At 40.7% G+C, this 17101-nt stretch carries 15 protein-coding genes; 5 read left to right on the top strand and 10 right to left on the bottom strand.

Annotation, left to right across the window (positions count from 1 at the left end):
• Positions 1-36 precede the first annotated feature (36 nt).
• The 6 genes from F1644_RS00830 to F1644_RS00805 are packed head-to-tail and all read right to left on the bottom strand — an operon-like array spanning position 37 to position 5632.
• Entirely contained in the window at positions 37-2208 is a 2172-nt protein-coding gene (locus F1644_RS00830; protein ID WP_118302394.1) for a S46 family peptidase, read from the bottom strand.
• A 23-nt stretch (positions 2209-2231) separates the two neighbouring features.
• The gene (locus F1644_RS00825) at positions 2232-2819 is read right to left on the bottom strand and encodes a Maf family nucleotide pyrophosphatase (RefSeq protein WP_118302396.1); all 588 of its coding nucleotides are present in this window, start codon (positions 2817-2819) and stop codon (positions 2232-2234) included.
• Positions 2816-3748: a geranylgeranylglycerol-phosphate geranylgeranyltransferase gene (locus F1644_RS00820; RefSeq protein ID WP_087420214.1), complete on the bottom strand. Its 933-nt coding sequence runs from the start codon at positions 3746-3748 to the stop codon at positions 2816-2818. The genes F1644_RS00825 and F1644_RS00820 overlap by 4 nt, the downstream gene beginning before the upstream one ends.
• 13 nt (positions 3749-3761) lie before the next feature.
• Positions 3762-4289 carry a KdsC family phosphatase gene (locus F1644_RS00815; RefSeq protein ID WP_118302398.1) on the bottom strand — a complete coding sequence of 176 codons (528 nt, stop codon included), beginning with the start codon at positions 4287-4289 and terminating at the stop codon, positions 3762-3764.
• A 20-nt stretch (positions 4290-4309) separates the two neighbouring features.
• On the bottom strand, positions 4310-5149 hold the full coding sequence (locus tag F1644_RS00810; RefSeq protein ID WP_118302400.1) for a Rossmann-like and DUF2520 domain-containing protein: 840 nt from the start codon (positions 5147-5149) through the stop codon (positions 4310-4312).
• A gap of 3 nt (positions 5150-5152) precedes the next feature.
• Positions 5153-5632, bottom strand: coding sequence for a hypothetical protein (locus F1644_RS00805; protein WP_087420211.1), 480 nt, complete (start codon positions 5630-5632; stop codon positions 5153-5155).
• Between the two features lie 130 nt (positions 5633-5762).
• Between F1644_RS00805 and F1644_RS00800 the strand changes: the two genes are divergently transcribed.
• The 5 genes from F1644_RS00800 to F1644_RS00780 all read left to right on the top strand — a co-directional run bounded on the left by F1644_RS00800 (position 5763) and on the right by F1644_RS00780 (position 12071).
• Complete coding sequence (locus F1644_RS00800; protein ID WP_087420210.1) at positions 5763-6551, top strand: aminotransferase class IV; 789 nt, start codon at positions 5763-5765, stop codon at positions 6549-6551.
• A 111-nt stretch (positions 6552-6662) separates the two neighbouring features.
• Complete coding sequence (locus F1644_RS00795; RefSeq protein WP_087420209.1) at positions 6663-8033, top strand: serine hydrolase domain-containing protein; 1371 nt, start codon at positions 6663-6665, stop codon at positions 8031-8033.
• A gap of 2 nt (positions 8034-8035) precedes the next feature.
• Positions 8036-9157 carry a glycerate kinase gene (locus F1644_RS00790; RefSeq protein ID WP_118302402.1) on the top strand — a complete coding sequence of 374 codons (1122 nt, stop codon included), beginning with the start codon at positions 8036-8038 and terminating at the stop codon, positions 9155-9157.
• A gap of 120 nt (positions 9158-9277) precedes the next feature.
• Positions 9278-10351 carry a butyrate kinase gene (buk, locus tag F1644_RS00785; protein WP_087420207.1) on the top strand — a complete coding sequence of 358 codons (1074 nt, stop codon included), beginning with the start codon at positions 9278-9280 and terminating at the stop codon, positions 10349-10351.
• Positions 10352-10673: 322 nt separating this feature from the next.
• The gene (locus F1644_RS00780; protein ID WP_118302404.1) at positions 10674-12071 is read left to right on the top strand and encodes a hypothetical protein; all 1398 of its coding nucleotides are present in this window, start codon (positions 10674-10676) and stop codon (positions 12069-12071) included.
• Between the two features lie 76 nt (positions 12072-12147).
• Here F1644_RS00780 and F1644_RS00775 read toward each other — a convergent pair whose 3' ends face one another.
• From F1644_RS00775 to F1644_RS00760, 4 genes are all read right to left on the bottom strand, one after another.
• Positions 12148-13299, bottom strand: coding sequence for a M20 metallopeptidase family protein (locus F1644_RS00775; protein ID WP_209279500.1), 1152 nt, complete (start codon positions 13297-13299; stop codon positions 12148-12150).
• A 51-nt stretch (positions 13300-13350) separates the two neighbouring features.
• On the bottom strand, positions 13351-14682 hold the full coding sequence (locus F1644_RS00770) for a nucleobase:cation symporter-2 family protein (protein ID WP_118302406.1): 1332 nt from the start codon (positions 14680-14682) through the stop codon (positions 13351-13353).
• A 6-nt stretch (positions 14683-14688) separates the two neighbouring features.
• Positions 14689-15255, bottom strand: coding sequence for a xanthine phosphoribosyltransferase (gene xpt / locus F1644_RS00765; protein WP_087420204.1), 567 nt, complete (start codon positions 15253-15255; stop codon positions 14689-14691).
• An 81-nt stretch (positions 15256-15336) separates the two neighbouring features.
• Positions 15337-16878, bottom strand: coding sequence for a PQQ-binding-like beta-propeller repeat protein (locus F1644_RS00760; RefSeq protein WP_147344485.1), 1542 nt, complete (start codon positions 16876-16878; stop codon positions 15337-15339).
• Between the last annotated feature and the right edge of the window lie 223 nt (positions 16879-17101).

Here is a 17101-nt window from a genome sequence, read left to right as displayed (position 1 = left end):
TTGTTTTTTAATACTTTTCCGAAGATGATATTATTATTAATGAATGATTACCATCTCGTCAATCAATCTTTGTGCTCCTGCATATTTATCAATGATAAACAGGACATAGCGAATATCAACGGCAATATTCCGACAAATCTCCGGGCTATATTGCATATCTGACATTACACCTTCCCAAGCACGGTCAAAGTTTAAACCGATCAAATTACCTTCTGCATCTAGAACCGGACTACCGGAATTACCGCCAGTCGTGTGATTCGTTGCGATAAAGCAAACGGGAACTTCCCCGTCTTGAGTGTAGGGGCCGAAATCCCGGTTCTTGTACAAATCCCGTAATTTCTGGGGTACATCATAATCATAGATATTCGGATTATCCTTTTCCATGATACCTTTCAATGTCGTGTAGTGCGTGTAATAAACAGCATCAGTTGCATGGTATCCGGCAATTTTCCCATAAGCTACACGTAAGGTAGAATTCGCATCCGGATAGAACGTTTTATCGGGCTGCATCTCCATCAATCCGGCAATCCACAACCGATTCAATAATTTCAATTCACTTTCAATTCGGCTCAATTCGGGACGAATTTTATCTGCATACAACGTGTAAATTCCGGTCGCCACTCCAAGAATTGGATCTTTTTCAATTTTCGTAATTGATTTCTCTGATAAATTGTCGATGAATTTCAGCAAATTATCCTTATGCGTGAATATTGATTTTTTAAACAAGTCGGCAGCATAACGATCAGGAGCGTTCAATTTAGCATATTTAGGGCTCAAACGAACGACTGACGGTATCCATTGGTCTCCGACTTCCTTATTATTATACAACTTGAACATTTCGGTCAATATCCGTTGATCCGTGGCCACATCGTAATCTTTATAGAAGGCCTCAACGTAATTTTTCAAAGATGTTTTAAGCTGTTCCTTATCCGGGAATTTGTCATAGTTATCCAATACCTGTTCGATTTCACGGGCAAATTTTATGATTTCCGCACCTCCCAATCCGGCCTCCGAAGCATAAGCTGCAGCCAAAATATATTCTTTACGAGCGTCATATAACGCTTTGTAACGATCCGTCAAACCGATATACTCGGTTTTTCCATTACTTTTAGCCCAGTTGTTGAAATTATTTTCAAGAATTCTTTTATTATCTGCCGTGTTGAAACGATCCAATCCTTTAATCTCCCCCTGCCATTTTTTCCAGGCATTAGCAACGCTTGCAGCTTTCGCAGCATATTTTATACGCAACAATTCATCCGACTCCATAGCGGCATTGATTACCTCCAATTTTGCCGTACGGATTTTGATCTTATGCGGGTCTTCAACAGAAGCAATTTGATCTATCGCGTAAGAAGTCAGGTACTCGTTTGTCGTTCCGGGATAACCGAAGACCATAGTAAAATCACCTTCTTGTACCCCCCGTGCAGAAATCTTAAAGAATTTAGCCGGTTTATAAGGCACGTTCTTATCTGATATAGCTGCCGGCTCATTGTCCGGTCCTGCGTAAATACGCAAAACGGAAAAATCACCCGTGTGACGCGGCCATGTCCAGTTATCCGTATCCCCACCAAATTTACCGATAGCAGAATTCGGAGCCCCAACTAAACGAACATCCCGGAAGATTTTAAACACGGAAAGAAAATATTGATTTCCGTTAAAATATGGCTTTATATTAGCCGCCAGATTGGTTCCTTTAACAGCTTCCGCTTCCAATTTCCGGCATATTTCATTCACCTTCTTCGTACGTTCGCTTTCAGACATCCCGGCATTCAATCCTGCATTGATTTTATCCGTGACATCCTCCATCCGAACTAAAATAGAAGCTGTTATCTTGGGATTAACCAACTCATCCGCCATGGATTGAGCCCAAAAACCATCCCGTAAATAGTTATGTTCCAAACTGGAATGAGCTTGGATCATGCCAAAAGAGCAGTGATGATTCGTAATCACCAATCCTTGATCACTCACGATCTCCCCGGTACAAAAGTGATGAAACGGAGAACCTTCATTACCCAGCCCGATAACGGCATCTTTTAATGAAGCTTGGTTAATGTCGTAAATATCCTCCGCTGTTAATTTAAAACCGGCTTTCTGCATATCTTCTATGTTGTATTTTTTCAACAACATGGGAATCCACATTCCCTCGTCAGCTAAACTTGGTAAAGTCAGCAGAATGAAAGCCAAAAAACATAATGTAATTTTTCTCATTTACTGGTATTTTTGAATGTTATTTATTGAAATTGTAATTTCCGCAAAGTTTCATATAATTTCTGTATCGGTAATCCCATCACGTTATAGAAAGAACCTTCTATACGCTCGATTCCGATGTACCCGATCCACTCCTGAATCCCGTAAGCTCCCGCTTTATCGAATGGCTTATACGTGTCCACGTAGAATTCAATCTCTTCATTTGATAAATGCTTGAAAAACACGTCTGTCCGTGAAGAGAAAGAAAGTTGTTCCGTACGAGTGGTTACGCTCACACCCGTTACGACCAGATGACGATTTCCCGATAGCTTCTGTAACATCGAAATAGCCTCTTTCCGGTCAGCGGGTTTACCTAAAATCCGGTCATGAATACAAACTACCGTATCGGCTGTTATCAATACTTCATCAGCCTTTAGCTCCTCTCGAAAGGCTGAGGCTTTTACTTTCGATAAATATTCCGGTACATTCTCCAAATGGAGTTCTTGAGGATATTTTTCTTCAACATTTTTCAACCGGACTTCGAAGGTAAACCCAGCATCTTTCATCAATTGCTGTCTCCGTGGTGACGCAGAGGCCAATATTAATTTATAATTTTTAATAGAATGCATCATTCACACAACTTACAAAATACACTGACTCCTATGCACAAAACCATAATCAAACGAATCATTCGCAACTGGAATTTCATCTTGTCATTCTTCAATACCGCATAGCCGTAAAACAAGTATGGTATAATCAAAGCTACAACAAAATAAATCCATACGATCGGGGTTCGTGTAAATCCGAATAACAAAAATAGGATCAACGATGTGATGGCAATCGTGATCAACCCGATGATCACCTTTCTCGTTGCCGGAATACCAAATTTTACAGGTAAAGTAACGATTCCATCAGCCCGGTCGCCATTTATACTATATATGTCCTTGTTGATCTCGTAGATCAGCATATTAATAAAAAGAAAATACGAGAAACATACTGTCCAGTAGAACACGTAGGCAAAACTAACGTGCGTTTTCAAAACGACATCCGAGTACACATCACTCAATAACGGGATTTCGAATGTAATCACGGTCAGCGGGATTAATCCGGCCAAAATAGCCACAACGATATTTCCCCAAATAAAACGTTTTTTTATCCGGGAGGAATAAAACCACAATACCAATGATATAATTAAAAATAAGAATACGATCTCAGCATGATGAGCTTCTCTCGCCAGATAATACGCGATTCCCACGGCCACAACATTCAAAATAGAATGTAGAATGATTGCAGCCCTGCGGCTAATGGTTTTCCCAACAATCACGGGTCTGTTTCCCGAAATACGGTCCGCCTTCGTGTCAAAATAATCATTTATGACATAAGCGGCCGACACCAGACAACACACGGCTATTACCAGTAACGAGAAATTGCCTTCCGGCATTTGCAGGGCAAAACCAGCTTTCTCCAGCACGGGCTGGACAACAAAGAAACGCATGGCATACATGGTAAATGCCGTGAATGCGATCGTTCGTAGGCGTATTAACTTGAGAATTTCCAACATCTTATTCTTTAACTTACATACATTTCACGTAGCATTGGGTATCCATCCATTCGCCTTTTGCTTTCAGGACTTGAGCCACGACATCCCGTACGCATCCGAGTCCCCCGGGCGTGTCTGAAATATAACGGGAAATAGCTTTGATCTCTTCGCACGCATCCGAAGGACATACCGGCATTCCCACGATTTTCATCACGTTGTAGTCTGGTATATCATCTCCCATATACATCACATTTTCCGGGTTCAGATTATATTTTTGCAAGAACTCGTTCAACGCTTCAACTTTATTCGCCACGCCAAGATACACGTCCTTCACTCCCAATTTCTCAAAACGTTCTCTTACCCCGGGAGCCTGCCCCCCGGAAATGATACAAACCGGGTATCCCTTCTTCGTACAGTACATCATGGCATAACCATCTTTCGTACAGGATGTACGAATCAAGTCACCTTCCGGCGTTATATTCATTTCATGACGTGAAAAAACTCCATCTACATCGAAAGCAAAAGCTTCTACTTTCTTTAATTCCTCTTTAAATAGTTTCATAGCGTTCGTATTTATCTAATTTACCACAACGTGGGCATATCTATCGTATCTTGCGAGATCTTTTGATCCCCGGTCTCTTCTTTATCTTGCGTTTCTTTTATTCCTTCCGACAATATCGTGTATATTTTCAGCAAGTCTTTGTCATTCTTCAACATATTCTTGTGCATATTCATGATACTCTCGTCCCCCCGCTTGGCCGGTCCGGTTTGAGCCTCTTCCGGATTTAGGAGCATCACCTTATGTGCCGTCTCGAAAATCAGAGGACGTAGCATAGCAAAGGATAGTCCTTTGTCTTCTAGCAATTTGCCTGCCACTTGATACAAATAATTAGGAAAATTACAGGCAAAAACTGCAGCCAAATGCAATTCTTTACGCTGGGCCGAGTCTATCTCGTATATTTTACCCGACAACTTTTCCGCAAACTTTTTAATTCGTTCCTTCACGGGGCCCGTGTTTCCCTCCACACATAACGGGATCTCCCTGAAATCCAGTTCTCGTTTCTTGGAAAAGGTTTGTACCGGATAAATCACCCCGTAGTGTTTGGAATATGACTTGAATACATCCATCGGTTGACTTCCTGAAGTGTGTAGAAGTAACGCATTATCTGGCATTCTAATCGTCTTAATAATAGATGGTAAAACATCATCACTAACACAAAAAATATAAATATCCCCATCCGGATACACCTCATTTGCTTCAGCCGTGTAAGATATTCCCGTCTTCATTCCCAGTTGCCGGGCAGAATCAAGCGTACGACTATAAATCTGACATAAATTCTCTCCCGCTTTTAAAAGGGCCCCGGCCAAATGATGAGCGACATTTCCAGCCCCGATCAATATGATTTTATCTTGTTGTTCCATGTATTAGTAAGCAATATTTTTAGGAGATAATACCCCGTTTTTAATAGCTTCTAAAAGACGTTCACTCGCCTTGCAAATATCTTCATTGAAAACTTCGGAAATTAAAACTAATTTGCCATCGATTATTTGTAAATGTTTATATCCGTTCTTATTGTCCGCTTGATTCAATAATATCAAATCATTCCCGGGAATGAACGTGTGAGTCATTTGGTTGCGAAGTTTATCATACAAAAAGCCATTATCATTTAACAACCGATAACGCCCGCCGAATAACTTCTTTACCCCAAGAGAAAAACGTTTGGCCGACTGCCCTTTGGCTTTCATGGGTTTATTATCTAAAAAACTTCCCAGAACCTCAATCGCTTGCCCCATGATGACAAATTGCATATATGACAAGCCCACGCCCTGCAACTTAGTAATTTCATCCACAATCACTTCACGTATGAAATGCTCTATCCGTTCTATTTGCTCTTGTGTTTCCATATATCAGCCAAAAATAGCGCAAATTATCGAAAGTAACAAGCCCCATTTTCTCTCTCTAAAATTTCTGAACATTTCCGGTTATATAATCGTTTTAAAGCATAAATTCGCGACACATAAAAGGAGAAAAATTATGATGTTATTTAATAATAAACCCATCGATAACAAGGAATATTCCGAAGACATCCTAAATGAAGGACTTAGTATATATGAGGTATGCCGGGTTTTTAGAGGAAAAGTTATATTTCTAAACGACAACCTTTTACGACTTGACAATTCAATAAAAAAATCAAATATTGCCATTGATTTGAATTCATTACACGTGGCAGACCAATTAAATCGATTGATTCAGCTTGAAAATATCAAGGAAGGAAATATTAAATACGTACTTCGAGTTACCCCGAAGGGAATCGAGCAATATGTCTATCAGATAAAACATTCCTACCCGTCGGAAGAAGCTTACCAACATGGAATTGACACGGTTACTTGCCATGCTATCCGTGAGAATGCCGAAGTGAAATATGTCAATTCCGAGTTACGGGAAATGACAAACAAGATCATTCAGGAACAAGGAGTTTCTGAAGTTTTATTAATCGATCAGGATAACTGTGTGACAGAAGGTTCTCGTTCAAATGTATTTTTTATCCGGGATAACGTGTTTTACACGGCTCCTCTTCCTCATGTTTTGCCGGGAACTAGTCGGAAACGGGTATTAAATATCTGTCAGGAAGACGGGTTGACCGTGGTGGAACAAAGAGTGAATTACAAAGACATTGCCTCCTATCAAGCAGCCTTTATAACGGGGACTTCCCCACTTGTGTTGCCCATCGCTCATATAGACGGAATAGCTTTCGACCCGCACCACCCATTGCTGGTGAAAGTTATGGAACACTACTTCAATTTATTAAGTAAGAATTTTTAAAGGTGTTTCACATCTGATCTCTTTGAATAAAAATGTATTTTTATTAATATTGCAAGCGTAATATTCCATCTCAAAAGAATATTACGCTTTTTTCTTTAGATTGCAGATGTAATGAAATATATTATACTAATTATACTATTCTTTTCAGTTATCAGTTTCAGACCTTGGAATTCTTTCACAAAAGAAATTCAGGTTGAAAAAGATTCTATTCCCCAAGACACGCTTGCCGTAGCGGTACATGATTTATTCACGAATGAATATTCTGATCTAGTTGAAACCAAGCGTTTAGATCAAACGATTGAACGTTTTATGAGTCAGTGGGAAATAAAAGGGGCTTCCCTCGCAATCATGAAAGATGGAAAACTGATTTATAGCAAGGGATATGGGTATGCCGATGAAGAAAATGAGGTGAAAACCGATGTGAACCATATCTTCCGAATTGCCTCGGTTTCCAAGCTAATCACGGCGGCAGGAATTATGAAATTAGTTGAAAACGGGATTCTATCTTTGGATGATAAAGTATTTGGTGAAGAAGGTATTTTAAGTGACACGACACTTTATGCCCCGATAAAAGATAAACGGGTGAATAATATCACCGTGGAAAATCTTCTACGCCATCAGGGGGGATTCACCAATCGCGCAGGAGACCCTATGTTCTGCCCGGTAGACATAGCGGAAAAAATGAATGTTCCGGCACCAGCTGACTTGAATACCATCATTAAATTTGTTTTATCCCGACGTTTAGGTTTCACACCGGGAACAAGCACGTGTTATTCAAACGTGGGTTACGGAATATTGTCTAGGGTGATAGAAAAAGTTTCCGGAAAAAACTACGAAGAATTTATTCAGGACAGTATACTCATTCCTGCCGGGTGTTATGATATGCATTTGGCACATAATCTGGATAAAGACCGATATTTCAACGAGGTCAGGTATTACGAACAATCGGACGCAGACCTGATCCGTTCATGTGATGGGCGGGACACGCTAGTATATCGCAGTAACGGGGGAAACAATATTGAGGCTCTTTATGGTGCCGGTGGTTGGGTGGCTTCCCCGACCGAATTATTACGTTTCCTTTCTGCCATAGACGCTGACGATTCATATCCGGATATATTGACAAAAGAGAGCGTGGAGACCATGACAAAATGCGTGAAAAACGCTTTACCTCTTGGCTGGATGAACACGAACAATCAGGGTGATTGGTGGCGTTCCGGTACTTTGGCAGGAACCAGTGCCATGTTGAAACGTCAACGGGACGGGTTCTGTTGGGCATTTATCACCAACACGAGCAATTGGACCGGACCTCGTTTTCCCCACAAGATCGAAGGTATGATGGTTCGTGCCATGGATCGGGTAAAAGAATGGCCGGACAGAAATCTGTTCGATCCTGATTACTGCAAGGCTTTCGAAGACGGGAAAAAATTGCTGGCCAATGAAAAAGGAGCCCAAGCACATCCCGTGCATCCTGACAATATCTAACCATGAACCTCATAAACAATCGTAATATTCTTCTAGCTCCTAACTCATTCAAGGGAAGTCTGGATGCTTTCGAGTTTTGTCGAATCCTAGCCACTGAATTAGAGGAATGTGGATTTCATACGATCTCTCTTCCATTAGGAGATGGCGGTGATGGAACAGCCCGAATTGTGGCACATTACCTTCATGCACTCCCTATCATGACGAAAACGGTAGATGCCTTGGGACGTGAACATTTTGCCTCATATTACTTAAAAGACAACACGGCTATCATTGAATTAGCCGAAGCTTGTGGTCTGAAACATTTGAAACGAGAGGAGTATGACATCTTGAACACGAACACGGCAGGGTTCGGTGTTTTAATCAATCATGCCCTCTCTCAAGGAGCGACCCATTTGATTCTTTGTGTCGGTGGAAGTGCCAGCGTGGATGGTGGTACAGGAGCTCTGCAAGAAATGGGATTGACAATTGTCAACAATTCTTCGAATAGAAATTATATCACAGATATTAAGGAGATTAACACTAAATTATTGCAGCAAAGATTTAATGGCATTCATATTACGATATTATGTGATGTTGATAATCCTATTTGTGGACCGGAAGGTGCAGCCGCCGTGTTTGCCCCGCAAAAAGGAGCATCACCAGAACAAGTTGTCATGCTTGATAATCAATTGTGCCTTTGGAGTGCTTTATTAAAACAGCACACAGGTAAAGATGTAACCCGGTTGAAACATGGAGGAGCCGCGGGTGGAATCACGGCGGCCATGCACGCTTTACTAAACGCACAACTTGTTTCGGGTTCCGAATATTGCTTGACTCTCTCCCATTTCCACGACAATCTTTTACAAGCCGGAATTGTTATCACCGGAGAAGGAAAAATTGATATCCAGTCCTTTTATGGCAAAATTCCGGGAACAGTTGCAACCTTATGTTTGCAACAAAACGTTCCGGTTTATGCCGTTGTCGGATTGGCAGAAAAACAGGTCCTTACCCGTTTCGATAAAGTATTCACGATGAGCCAGTATGCCCGTTCTATTCAAGATTCTATAAAGAATGCCCCGTACTACCTAAAGATCATTGCTCAAGCCATTGTTGATGCCCTTTATTCATCCGCTTATTCGGATTGATTCTCTATTATAAATAAATTATCACTTTTTCTTTGAGTTTTGCTTACAATTTATAAATTTTGCAGCCTCATAACGTGCGAAAAAGAATAATTATTAATATTTAAAATAACAATTAAAACTATGTCATTTAAAATTCTTGCGATCAATCCGGGATCAACTTCCACGAAAATTGCAATCTTTGAAGATGAAACAGAGAAATTTGTAAAGAACATCAAACATTCCGCAGAGGAAATTGCGAAATTCGATAACGTGGCTTCACAGTTCCAATTTCGGAAAGATATTATTCTTTCCGAACTGAAGAATGCTGGATTTAATATTAATGAAATCAACGCAATTGTTGGAAGAGGAGGTTTAGTTAAACCTATCGAATCCGGTGTATATGAAGTAAATGAGGCGTTAATTAACGACTTGAATAATCCTCCTCTTGGAGAACATGCCTCCAATTTAGGTGGTCTGATCGCAAACGATATCGCAAAATCTCTTAACAACGGAACAAAAGCTTATATTGCAGATCCCGTGGTGGTTGATGAATTGCAAGATGTAGCTCGTTTGACCGGACATCCTGATTTTACAAGAGTATCAATCTTCCATGCCTTGAATCAAAAAGCAATAGCACGGACTTATGCAAAAGAAATTGGGAAGAAATACGAAGATATAAACTTGATTATCGCGCATCTTGGTGGAGGCGTTTCTGTTGGAGCGCATGATCACGGACGGGTAATTGACGTGAATAATGCTTTGGATGGTGATGGTCCTTTTTCACCGGAACGTTCAGGAAGTCTTCCTACAGGTCAGTTGGTAAAACTATGCTTCAGCGGTAAGAAAACCGAAGCAGAAATCAAGAAAATGTTGAAAGGTGCAGGCGGATTAGTGGCTTATCTTGGAACAAACGATGCTTACGAAGTAGAAATAAAGGCAAAAGAAGACCCGAAATATAAATTGGTACAAGATGCCATGTCCTACCAGGTAGGTAAAGCCATTGGTGAAATGGCTGCCGTGCTAAAAGGTAAAGTTGATGGTATCCTGTTAACCGGTGGAATTGCTCACAACCCCTTCTTGGTTGACTACGTGAAAGAGATGGTCGGATTTATCGCTCCGATAAAAGTATATGCCGGTGAAGATGAGATGAGAGCATTAGCTATGAACGGACTGATGGTTCTTCGCGGAGAACTTTCCGGAAAAATCTACAAGTAATAATTTAGGATTAGTAATAGATTACAAGTGGGGCTGTCCAAAAAGTCATTTCTCGAACTCCCTCCCCCCTCCGGGGTACTCCCTCTATAAACAGAGGGAGAGTTGAAATACTCCCTTTCTTCGGGAAGAGTCACCAGCTCCTCCTCTGTTTATAGAGGAGGTGGCACGAAGTGACGGAGGAGTTTTTTGAAATTAAATGACTTTTGGGACAGCCCCTTTTTTTGTTGAGTACAATAATCCAAGGAACACTCTAATGGCTCTAAAGAAGTATCTTTGCATATTTTTTTGTAGTTTTGCAACAAGACAAAATACAAATAACAAAATGAAAGATACCATTTATTCCTTCAAAATGTTGAGCTTGTTAATAGTCCTTGCATTTTCTAACTATAGCATGGCTCAAGAAGTATCCTTGAAAAAACAGGATGTAAAAACAAAAGAAAAAATCACGACCCATTTCTCCGGTCACCTGTCAGGTAATACTGATGCCTATGACGACAAAAGCACACTCAAATCAACTGATGTGAAAAAGATGCAGCAAATCGTGTGGGATGCATGGAAGGAGGCAAATAACAAATTCTCCGAGCAGAAACTGATTAATCTTGATAAACTGGAAAAAGCAAATTCAGGAAAATGGACTCTTCCGCAGGAACTGGAACCCAATGCAATCATGCCGTATTACTGGGGTTACAAGGGGGATGCAGAACCGGAAGGAGGTTTCCCATTATATCTATACACGCATGGTTCTGGAGATAAAACCAGTGAATGGAGAACGGGAATCAACATATGTCAAAAGTTCGATGATGCTCCATCGGTTTACTTCATACCTCAGATCCCCAACATGGGCGATTACTATCGTTGGTGGCAAAAGGCAAAGCAGTTTGCTTGGGAAAAGATGTTACGTTTAGCTTTCGTATCCGGAAAAATAAATCCCAATAAAGTTTACTTTTTCGGAATATCAGAAGGTGGATACGGTAGTCAACGGTTAGCATCATTTTATGCGGATTATCTGGCTGCAGCAGGCCCGATGGCCGGAGGGGAACCTCTGAAAAATGCACCTGTTGAAAATTGCAGAAACATCGCCTTCTCTCTGTTAACAGGAGCAAATGACAGGGGATTTTACAGGAATAAACTCACGCAACGCACGAAAGACGAATTTGATAAATTAGAAAAAGCTAATCCGGGTAACTTTATCCATCGTATAGAACTGATTCCCGGCATGGGACATGGTATAGATTACAAACTTACAACCCCTTGGTTGAAACAATATACCCGGAATCCTTATCCCAAGCATGTAAGCTGGGAAAACTTCGAAATGGACGGTCTATATCGTAATGGATTCTACAACTTATTTGTTGAAGAACGTTCTAATGATGATACGAAATCCAGAACCCATTATGAAATGGATATACAGGAGAATAATATTTCCTTAAAGGTTGATTTAGTTACTTATAAAGCAACAGAAATTGATCCGAACTGGGGTATTGAACTGGATTTTGAAAAGAGCTATCAACCCGCAACCAAAGGGAAAGTAATCATTTACTTGAATGATCAACTGGTAGATTTAGACAAAGAAATTACATTGGTAGTAAATGGGAAAGAGGCTTTCAAGGGAAAAGTTAAACCACAACTTAAAAACATGGTGAACAGTTGTGCTGCATTTTTCGACCCGGAAAGAATCTATCCGGCAGCAATAGAAGTAAATATTGCAGATTTACAGTAATCATCGGAATATACGATAAGAAATCCCCAAGACTCTAACTCTTGGGGATTTTTAATATGTATCCTAAAGTATTTCATTAACCCAAAATCCTGACACAATTTTCCACCATTAGTGCGATACCCGCTTTCATAGCATTCTCGTCGGGAGCCATTCTCGGATTGTGAAGTGGAGGCATACTCTCCTGTTCCGGCGGACAAATACCCAAGACCCAGAAGACTCCTGGAATTTTCTCCAAGTAAATGGCAAAATCTTCTCCTAAGGTAAGATGATCCATTGGGATCACATTGTGTTCTCCCAGTAAATCTGTTGCATTTTTCTTCACAAATTCTGTCAAACTCTTATCATTCACCAACACGGGCAATCCATTCCAAGTTTTATCCAAATGGAATGTACAACCGTATAAATCACAAATGGAGTTTGATTTTTCCTCGATTAACTCAAATATCTTATATCGTAAAGAGTTGTCATGCGTCCGGACTGTTCCCAACACGTCTACCCGATCCGGAATTACGTTATTACACGTGCCACCATGGATAGACGTGATCGAAAGAACCGCCGGGATCAACGGATCTCGAAATTTAGTAATTAACGTCTGGTAAAATTGTATCAAGCAAGCCGTGGCCAATATGGGATCCGAACCCATGTGTGGCATGGCCGCATGAGTACCTTTACCTTCCACGGAAAAAATAATATTATCTGAAGAGGCGAAAAAGGCCCCGGGACGAATTCCGACAGTTCCGGTCGGAAGGTTCGGGAAAACGTGTTGTCCGAATATAGCTTGCGGAACGGGGTCTTTTAAAAGTTCGGGAAGTAATAGACGAGCCCCTCCCGGACGTTTCTCTTCACTGGGTTGAAAAACAATTTTTATTGTTCCCTGTAATTTGTCTTCTCCGGATTTAAGAACAAGTGCTGCCCCTAAAACCATAGCCATATGCATATCATGTCCACAAGCGTGCATCATGCCTTCATTTTGAGAACAATAGGGTAATCCGGTCTCTTCCTTGACTTTCAGAGCATCCATATCAGCCCGAATCGCGATACATTTCTCTCCTTTCCCCACGGTTGCAATTAATCCCGTCCCCACTTTTTGGTACGGGATTCCATTCTGTTCCAGTACTTCCGCAATATAGCATTGCGTCTCCACTTCTTGCATGGCGAATTCCGGATGTTGATGAAAATAACGCCGAAATTCAACAGCCAAAGGGTAAATCTCTTCTATTCCTATCATTTTATGCTATAATCTAATTTAAGAATCAACTCTTAAAGGTTGTTTTCACGATTATTCTTTCACGTGTATCAGTACATTCGACACAATTGCCGTCAAACCTCCCGTCGTAATCCCGGATGAGAATATATTTTTAATGGTATCGGAACAACTGTTCAATATTTCCGGAATGAATTCGACACTTAATCCCAAGGAGAAACTTAATGCTATAACCAGCGTGGCTTTCCTATTTATATTCTGGGAGGCAATAATACGGATTCCGGCAGCAGCAACCGTACCGAACATAAGTAGTGTCGCTCCCCCCAGAACCGGTTCCGGCATTAACGAGAATACCAGCCCAACAGCAGGAAAAAGTCCCAGTATCACTAAAAAAGCAGCAATATAATATCCCACGTAACGACTGGCCACTCCCGTTAATTGTATCATCCCGTTATTCTGGGCAAACACTGAATTCGGGAAAGAATTAAATGCCCCTGCCAAGAAAGAATTGAAACCATCGGCAAGGATTCCCCCGGAAGCCCGTTTAATAAACTTCTCTCCTTCCACGGGTTCCCCCGAAATCATGGAGTTAGCCGTAATATCACCATAAGCCTCGATAGCAGTAATCATGTAAATCAACCCGACGGCAATAAATGATGACCAACTAAAAGCTAACCCGTATTTAAAAGGAACAGGAATATTTACCCCGGAATAACTCTGTACAGAAGAGAAGTCAATCATACCCATGAAATAAGCGACAACATATCCCACGACTAACCCGATCACGATGGAACTCATCCGTAGATATTTATTATTACTCCGGTTAAAAAAGATGATCAAAACTAACACCAATAAAGCCAATCCAAGATTCTCGAAACTACCGAAAGTACCGTTTTCTTTAGCAATAACACCCCCACCACAAGCCGTAATACCTACTTTCACCAAACTCATCCCGATTAATGTTACCACAATTCCCGATACTAGAGGGGTAATGATTTTCTTGGCATATTTCAAAATCCTACTTATCAGCATCTCAACCACTGAACCTGCCATGCACACCCCGAATATCAGAGGCAAACCACCCGCCAATCCCGTAGATATAATCGGGCCGATAAACGAAAAACTTGTTCCTTGAATACATAATAACCCGGTTCCGATAGGTCCAACCCGTCTACACTGAATAAAAGTAGAGACACCAGAGGCAAAAAGAGCCATCGAAACGAGAAAACCCGTTGTTTCCAAGTCAAGGTTCAACGCCCCGGCAATAATTAACGGTGGAGTTATAATAGCAACAAAGATGGCTAATAAATGCTGTAACGCGGCAAAAAAAGCCTCTTTAAAAGGCGGACGGTCCTCTATTCCATAAATAATGGCCGAGCTAACCTGACGATTGGTCGTTTCACTCATGCCGGATTATCTTATTTTTATCTGACAATTATCCAGACTATCTATAATAGCTAAGGATTCAACGTGAATCCCACGTTCTCTCAGTACTTCGCCCCCATGTTGAAAAGCTTTTTCAATAATAAATCCCATGCCTACAAGTTGTGCCCCCGCCTGGTCAATCAAATCAATAATACCATTCGCGGCATTCCCGTTTGCAAGGAAGTCATCAATAAAAAGCACACGATCCTCTTTACTCAAGAAATCTTTACTGATACAAACATTATATTCCCGGTCTTTTGTAAAAGATCGTACTGTCGTTGAAATCATATTTTCCATCGTTTTCGGTTGCTTTTTCTTGGCGAAGACCACGGGCAATTCCAAAAGATACCCCACCATGATTGCCGGAGCGATACCGCTAGCCTCAATAGTCATCACTTTATTAAAATCCTTATTCGCGAAACGACGCACAAATTCCACCCCAATCGACTTCATTAAAATCGGGTCCATTTGGTGATTAATAAAACTATCCACTTTTAAAATGCCACCTTCAAAGCATTTTCCATCCTGTAAGATTCTTTTCTTGAGCAAATCCATATTGATCGTACTTTTTTACACTTCGGCAAAAGTAAGAATAATAATCAAAAAACAGGCTTTTTACTATAACTTGAATAAAAATTAATGAATCACCTCGTCCAAATCAACAATGGTTATCTTGTTTTCTTGGGCATCGTACAATTTATTCCCAACGCGTACAGCATTTTTACTGATTCGTAAATGAGCCCATAACTCTCCCGAAGGAGCAATTACAATAGTTTCCTCTCCACGGGAAAGAAAAGAATACCCCTGATAAGTCAGGTAACACAGACTGTACTCGCTCGGCAATAACATTCTTGCGCCCTGAGCATTCGCCTTGACACACAATATATTTTGTTTTCCGGTAAGGATATAACATTGAGTACTATCCATCTCCTGCAATGTCTTGTATTTAGAATCTTCCAAAACAAATATCCGGTTACTGGCAAAATATCCTGCCCGATCTTTATCCAAAGAAAATTCTACTTGAATTCCCTGAGCCAAATCCGACGAGGACAATTTTATCAGATGCTGGTCAAATAATATATACAAAGTATCTTTGGACACTTGTACGTGATTTACAATTCCCAAAGTAGTTGGGAATGAGGAAAACGCTTCTTGAAGTCCCGTATTTTGATTGAACTTAGCGATATAAGGAATCCCCCATTTTTTCGTTATCGTGCCTTTAACGAGACCACTTCCGTAGTTTACCATGTAAAGCGAACTGTCCATTGTAAATATCTGGGATTCTCCGGTTATTTTTCGGGACAGCCCTTGTAACCAAAGCACTTTTCCCATGTGATCCAAACAAAACAAACGATCACATGATGCTATATATATTTTCTCTTTTTCAATGAGAATATTCGAGGTAAACCTTTGCATAAATTCCTTTTCAGCTTTAGGGAAAGGTAATTCTTTTAAAAAGATCTCATGCCTCCATCCTTCCCCGTTTTTCATGTTAAGCGCATACAAGGCATCTGAAAGCAGGAGAATAACCGAATCATTCAAGGGTAACATATCCGCCCATCCTTGTTGGGAAAAGATCTTCCTTTCCCATATTTTCTTCCCATTATACAAGTTGATCCCTTCCAGTTTCGAAACCTCCGTACTCCCCAAATTATCTTTACATCTTATCCCCACGCCCAATTTCTGATCCACGTAACTAATGCAACCTCTATCATTCCAATGTTCCTTTCCACTCCTTCGGTCAAAACACCGGGTCTTGAAGTTGGACGTCAAAAATAACACGTTCTGAACAGGACTGAGATTCTCAATATCACTATTAATTTTACAATGCCACAAGGATCGTTCCTTTTCCGGGTCCCAAACAAATAGTATTCCCGAACCTTGTGGAACCCCTTTCCTTGAAAACCGGTCCAATTGCACGGAAATAGTTTTCGTGATAGAATCCGCATACAAATGCCGTACATACCCCTCTACCAATATTTCTTTCCCCGAAATATTTTCCTGCCTTTGATAATGACGCCCAACCAACCGGGGCATCACCTGGTCTTCCGACTCTTGTTTTGTGGACTGGGCAAATCCATCGATACAAATAACCGACAATAACATACTCCATAAAAAGAAAATCCTAACGAAAGACATTTCTGTAACCATGATCGAGAAATTTATATCTACTTTCACAAATATATCATTTTATTTAGAGTTTGTTTAAATTTTGTTGAACAAAATCTTGTCGTTGTTTGATTACCTCCAGATCATGCTAATATTCCTTCGATGTTCCTATATGTCTCCGTCTCGATTTGTACCGTGTTCAAATGTATTTCCTCCGGCGATCACTCGCTAGTGACACGGAGAAAGCACGGAGAAAGTACGGAGAAGACCTAGCCAAACAATAGAGTAACAG

Source organism: Butyricimonas paravirosa, from assembly GCF_032878955.1.
GTDB classification, from domain to species: Bacteria; Bacteroidota; Bacteroidia; order Bacteroidales; family Marinifilaceae; genus Butyricimonas; species Butyricimonas paravirosa.
This window is presented reverse-complemented; position numbering and strand designations above follow the sequence as displayed.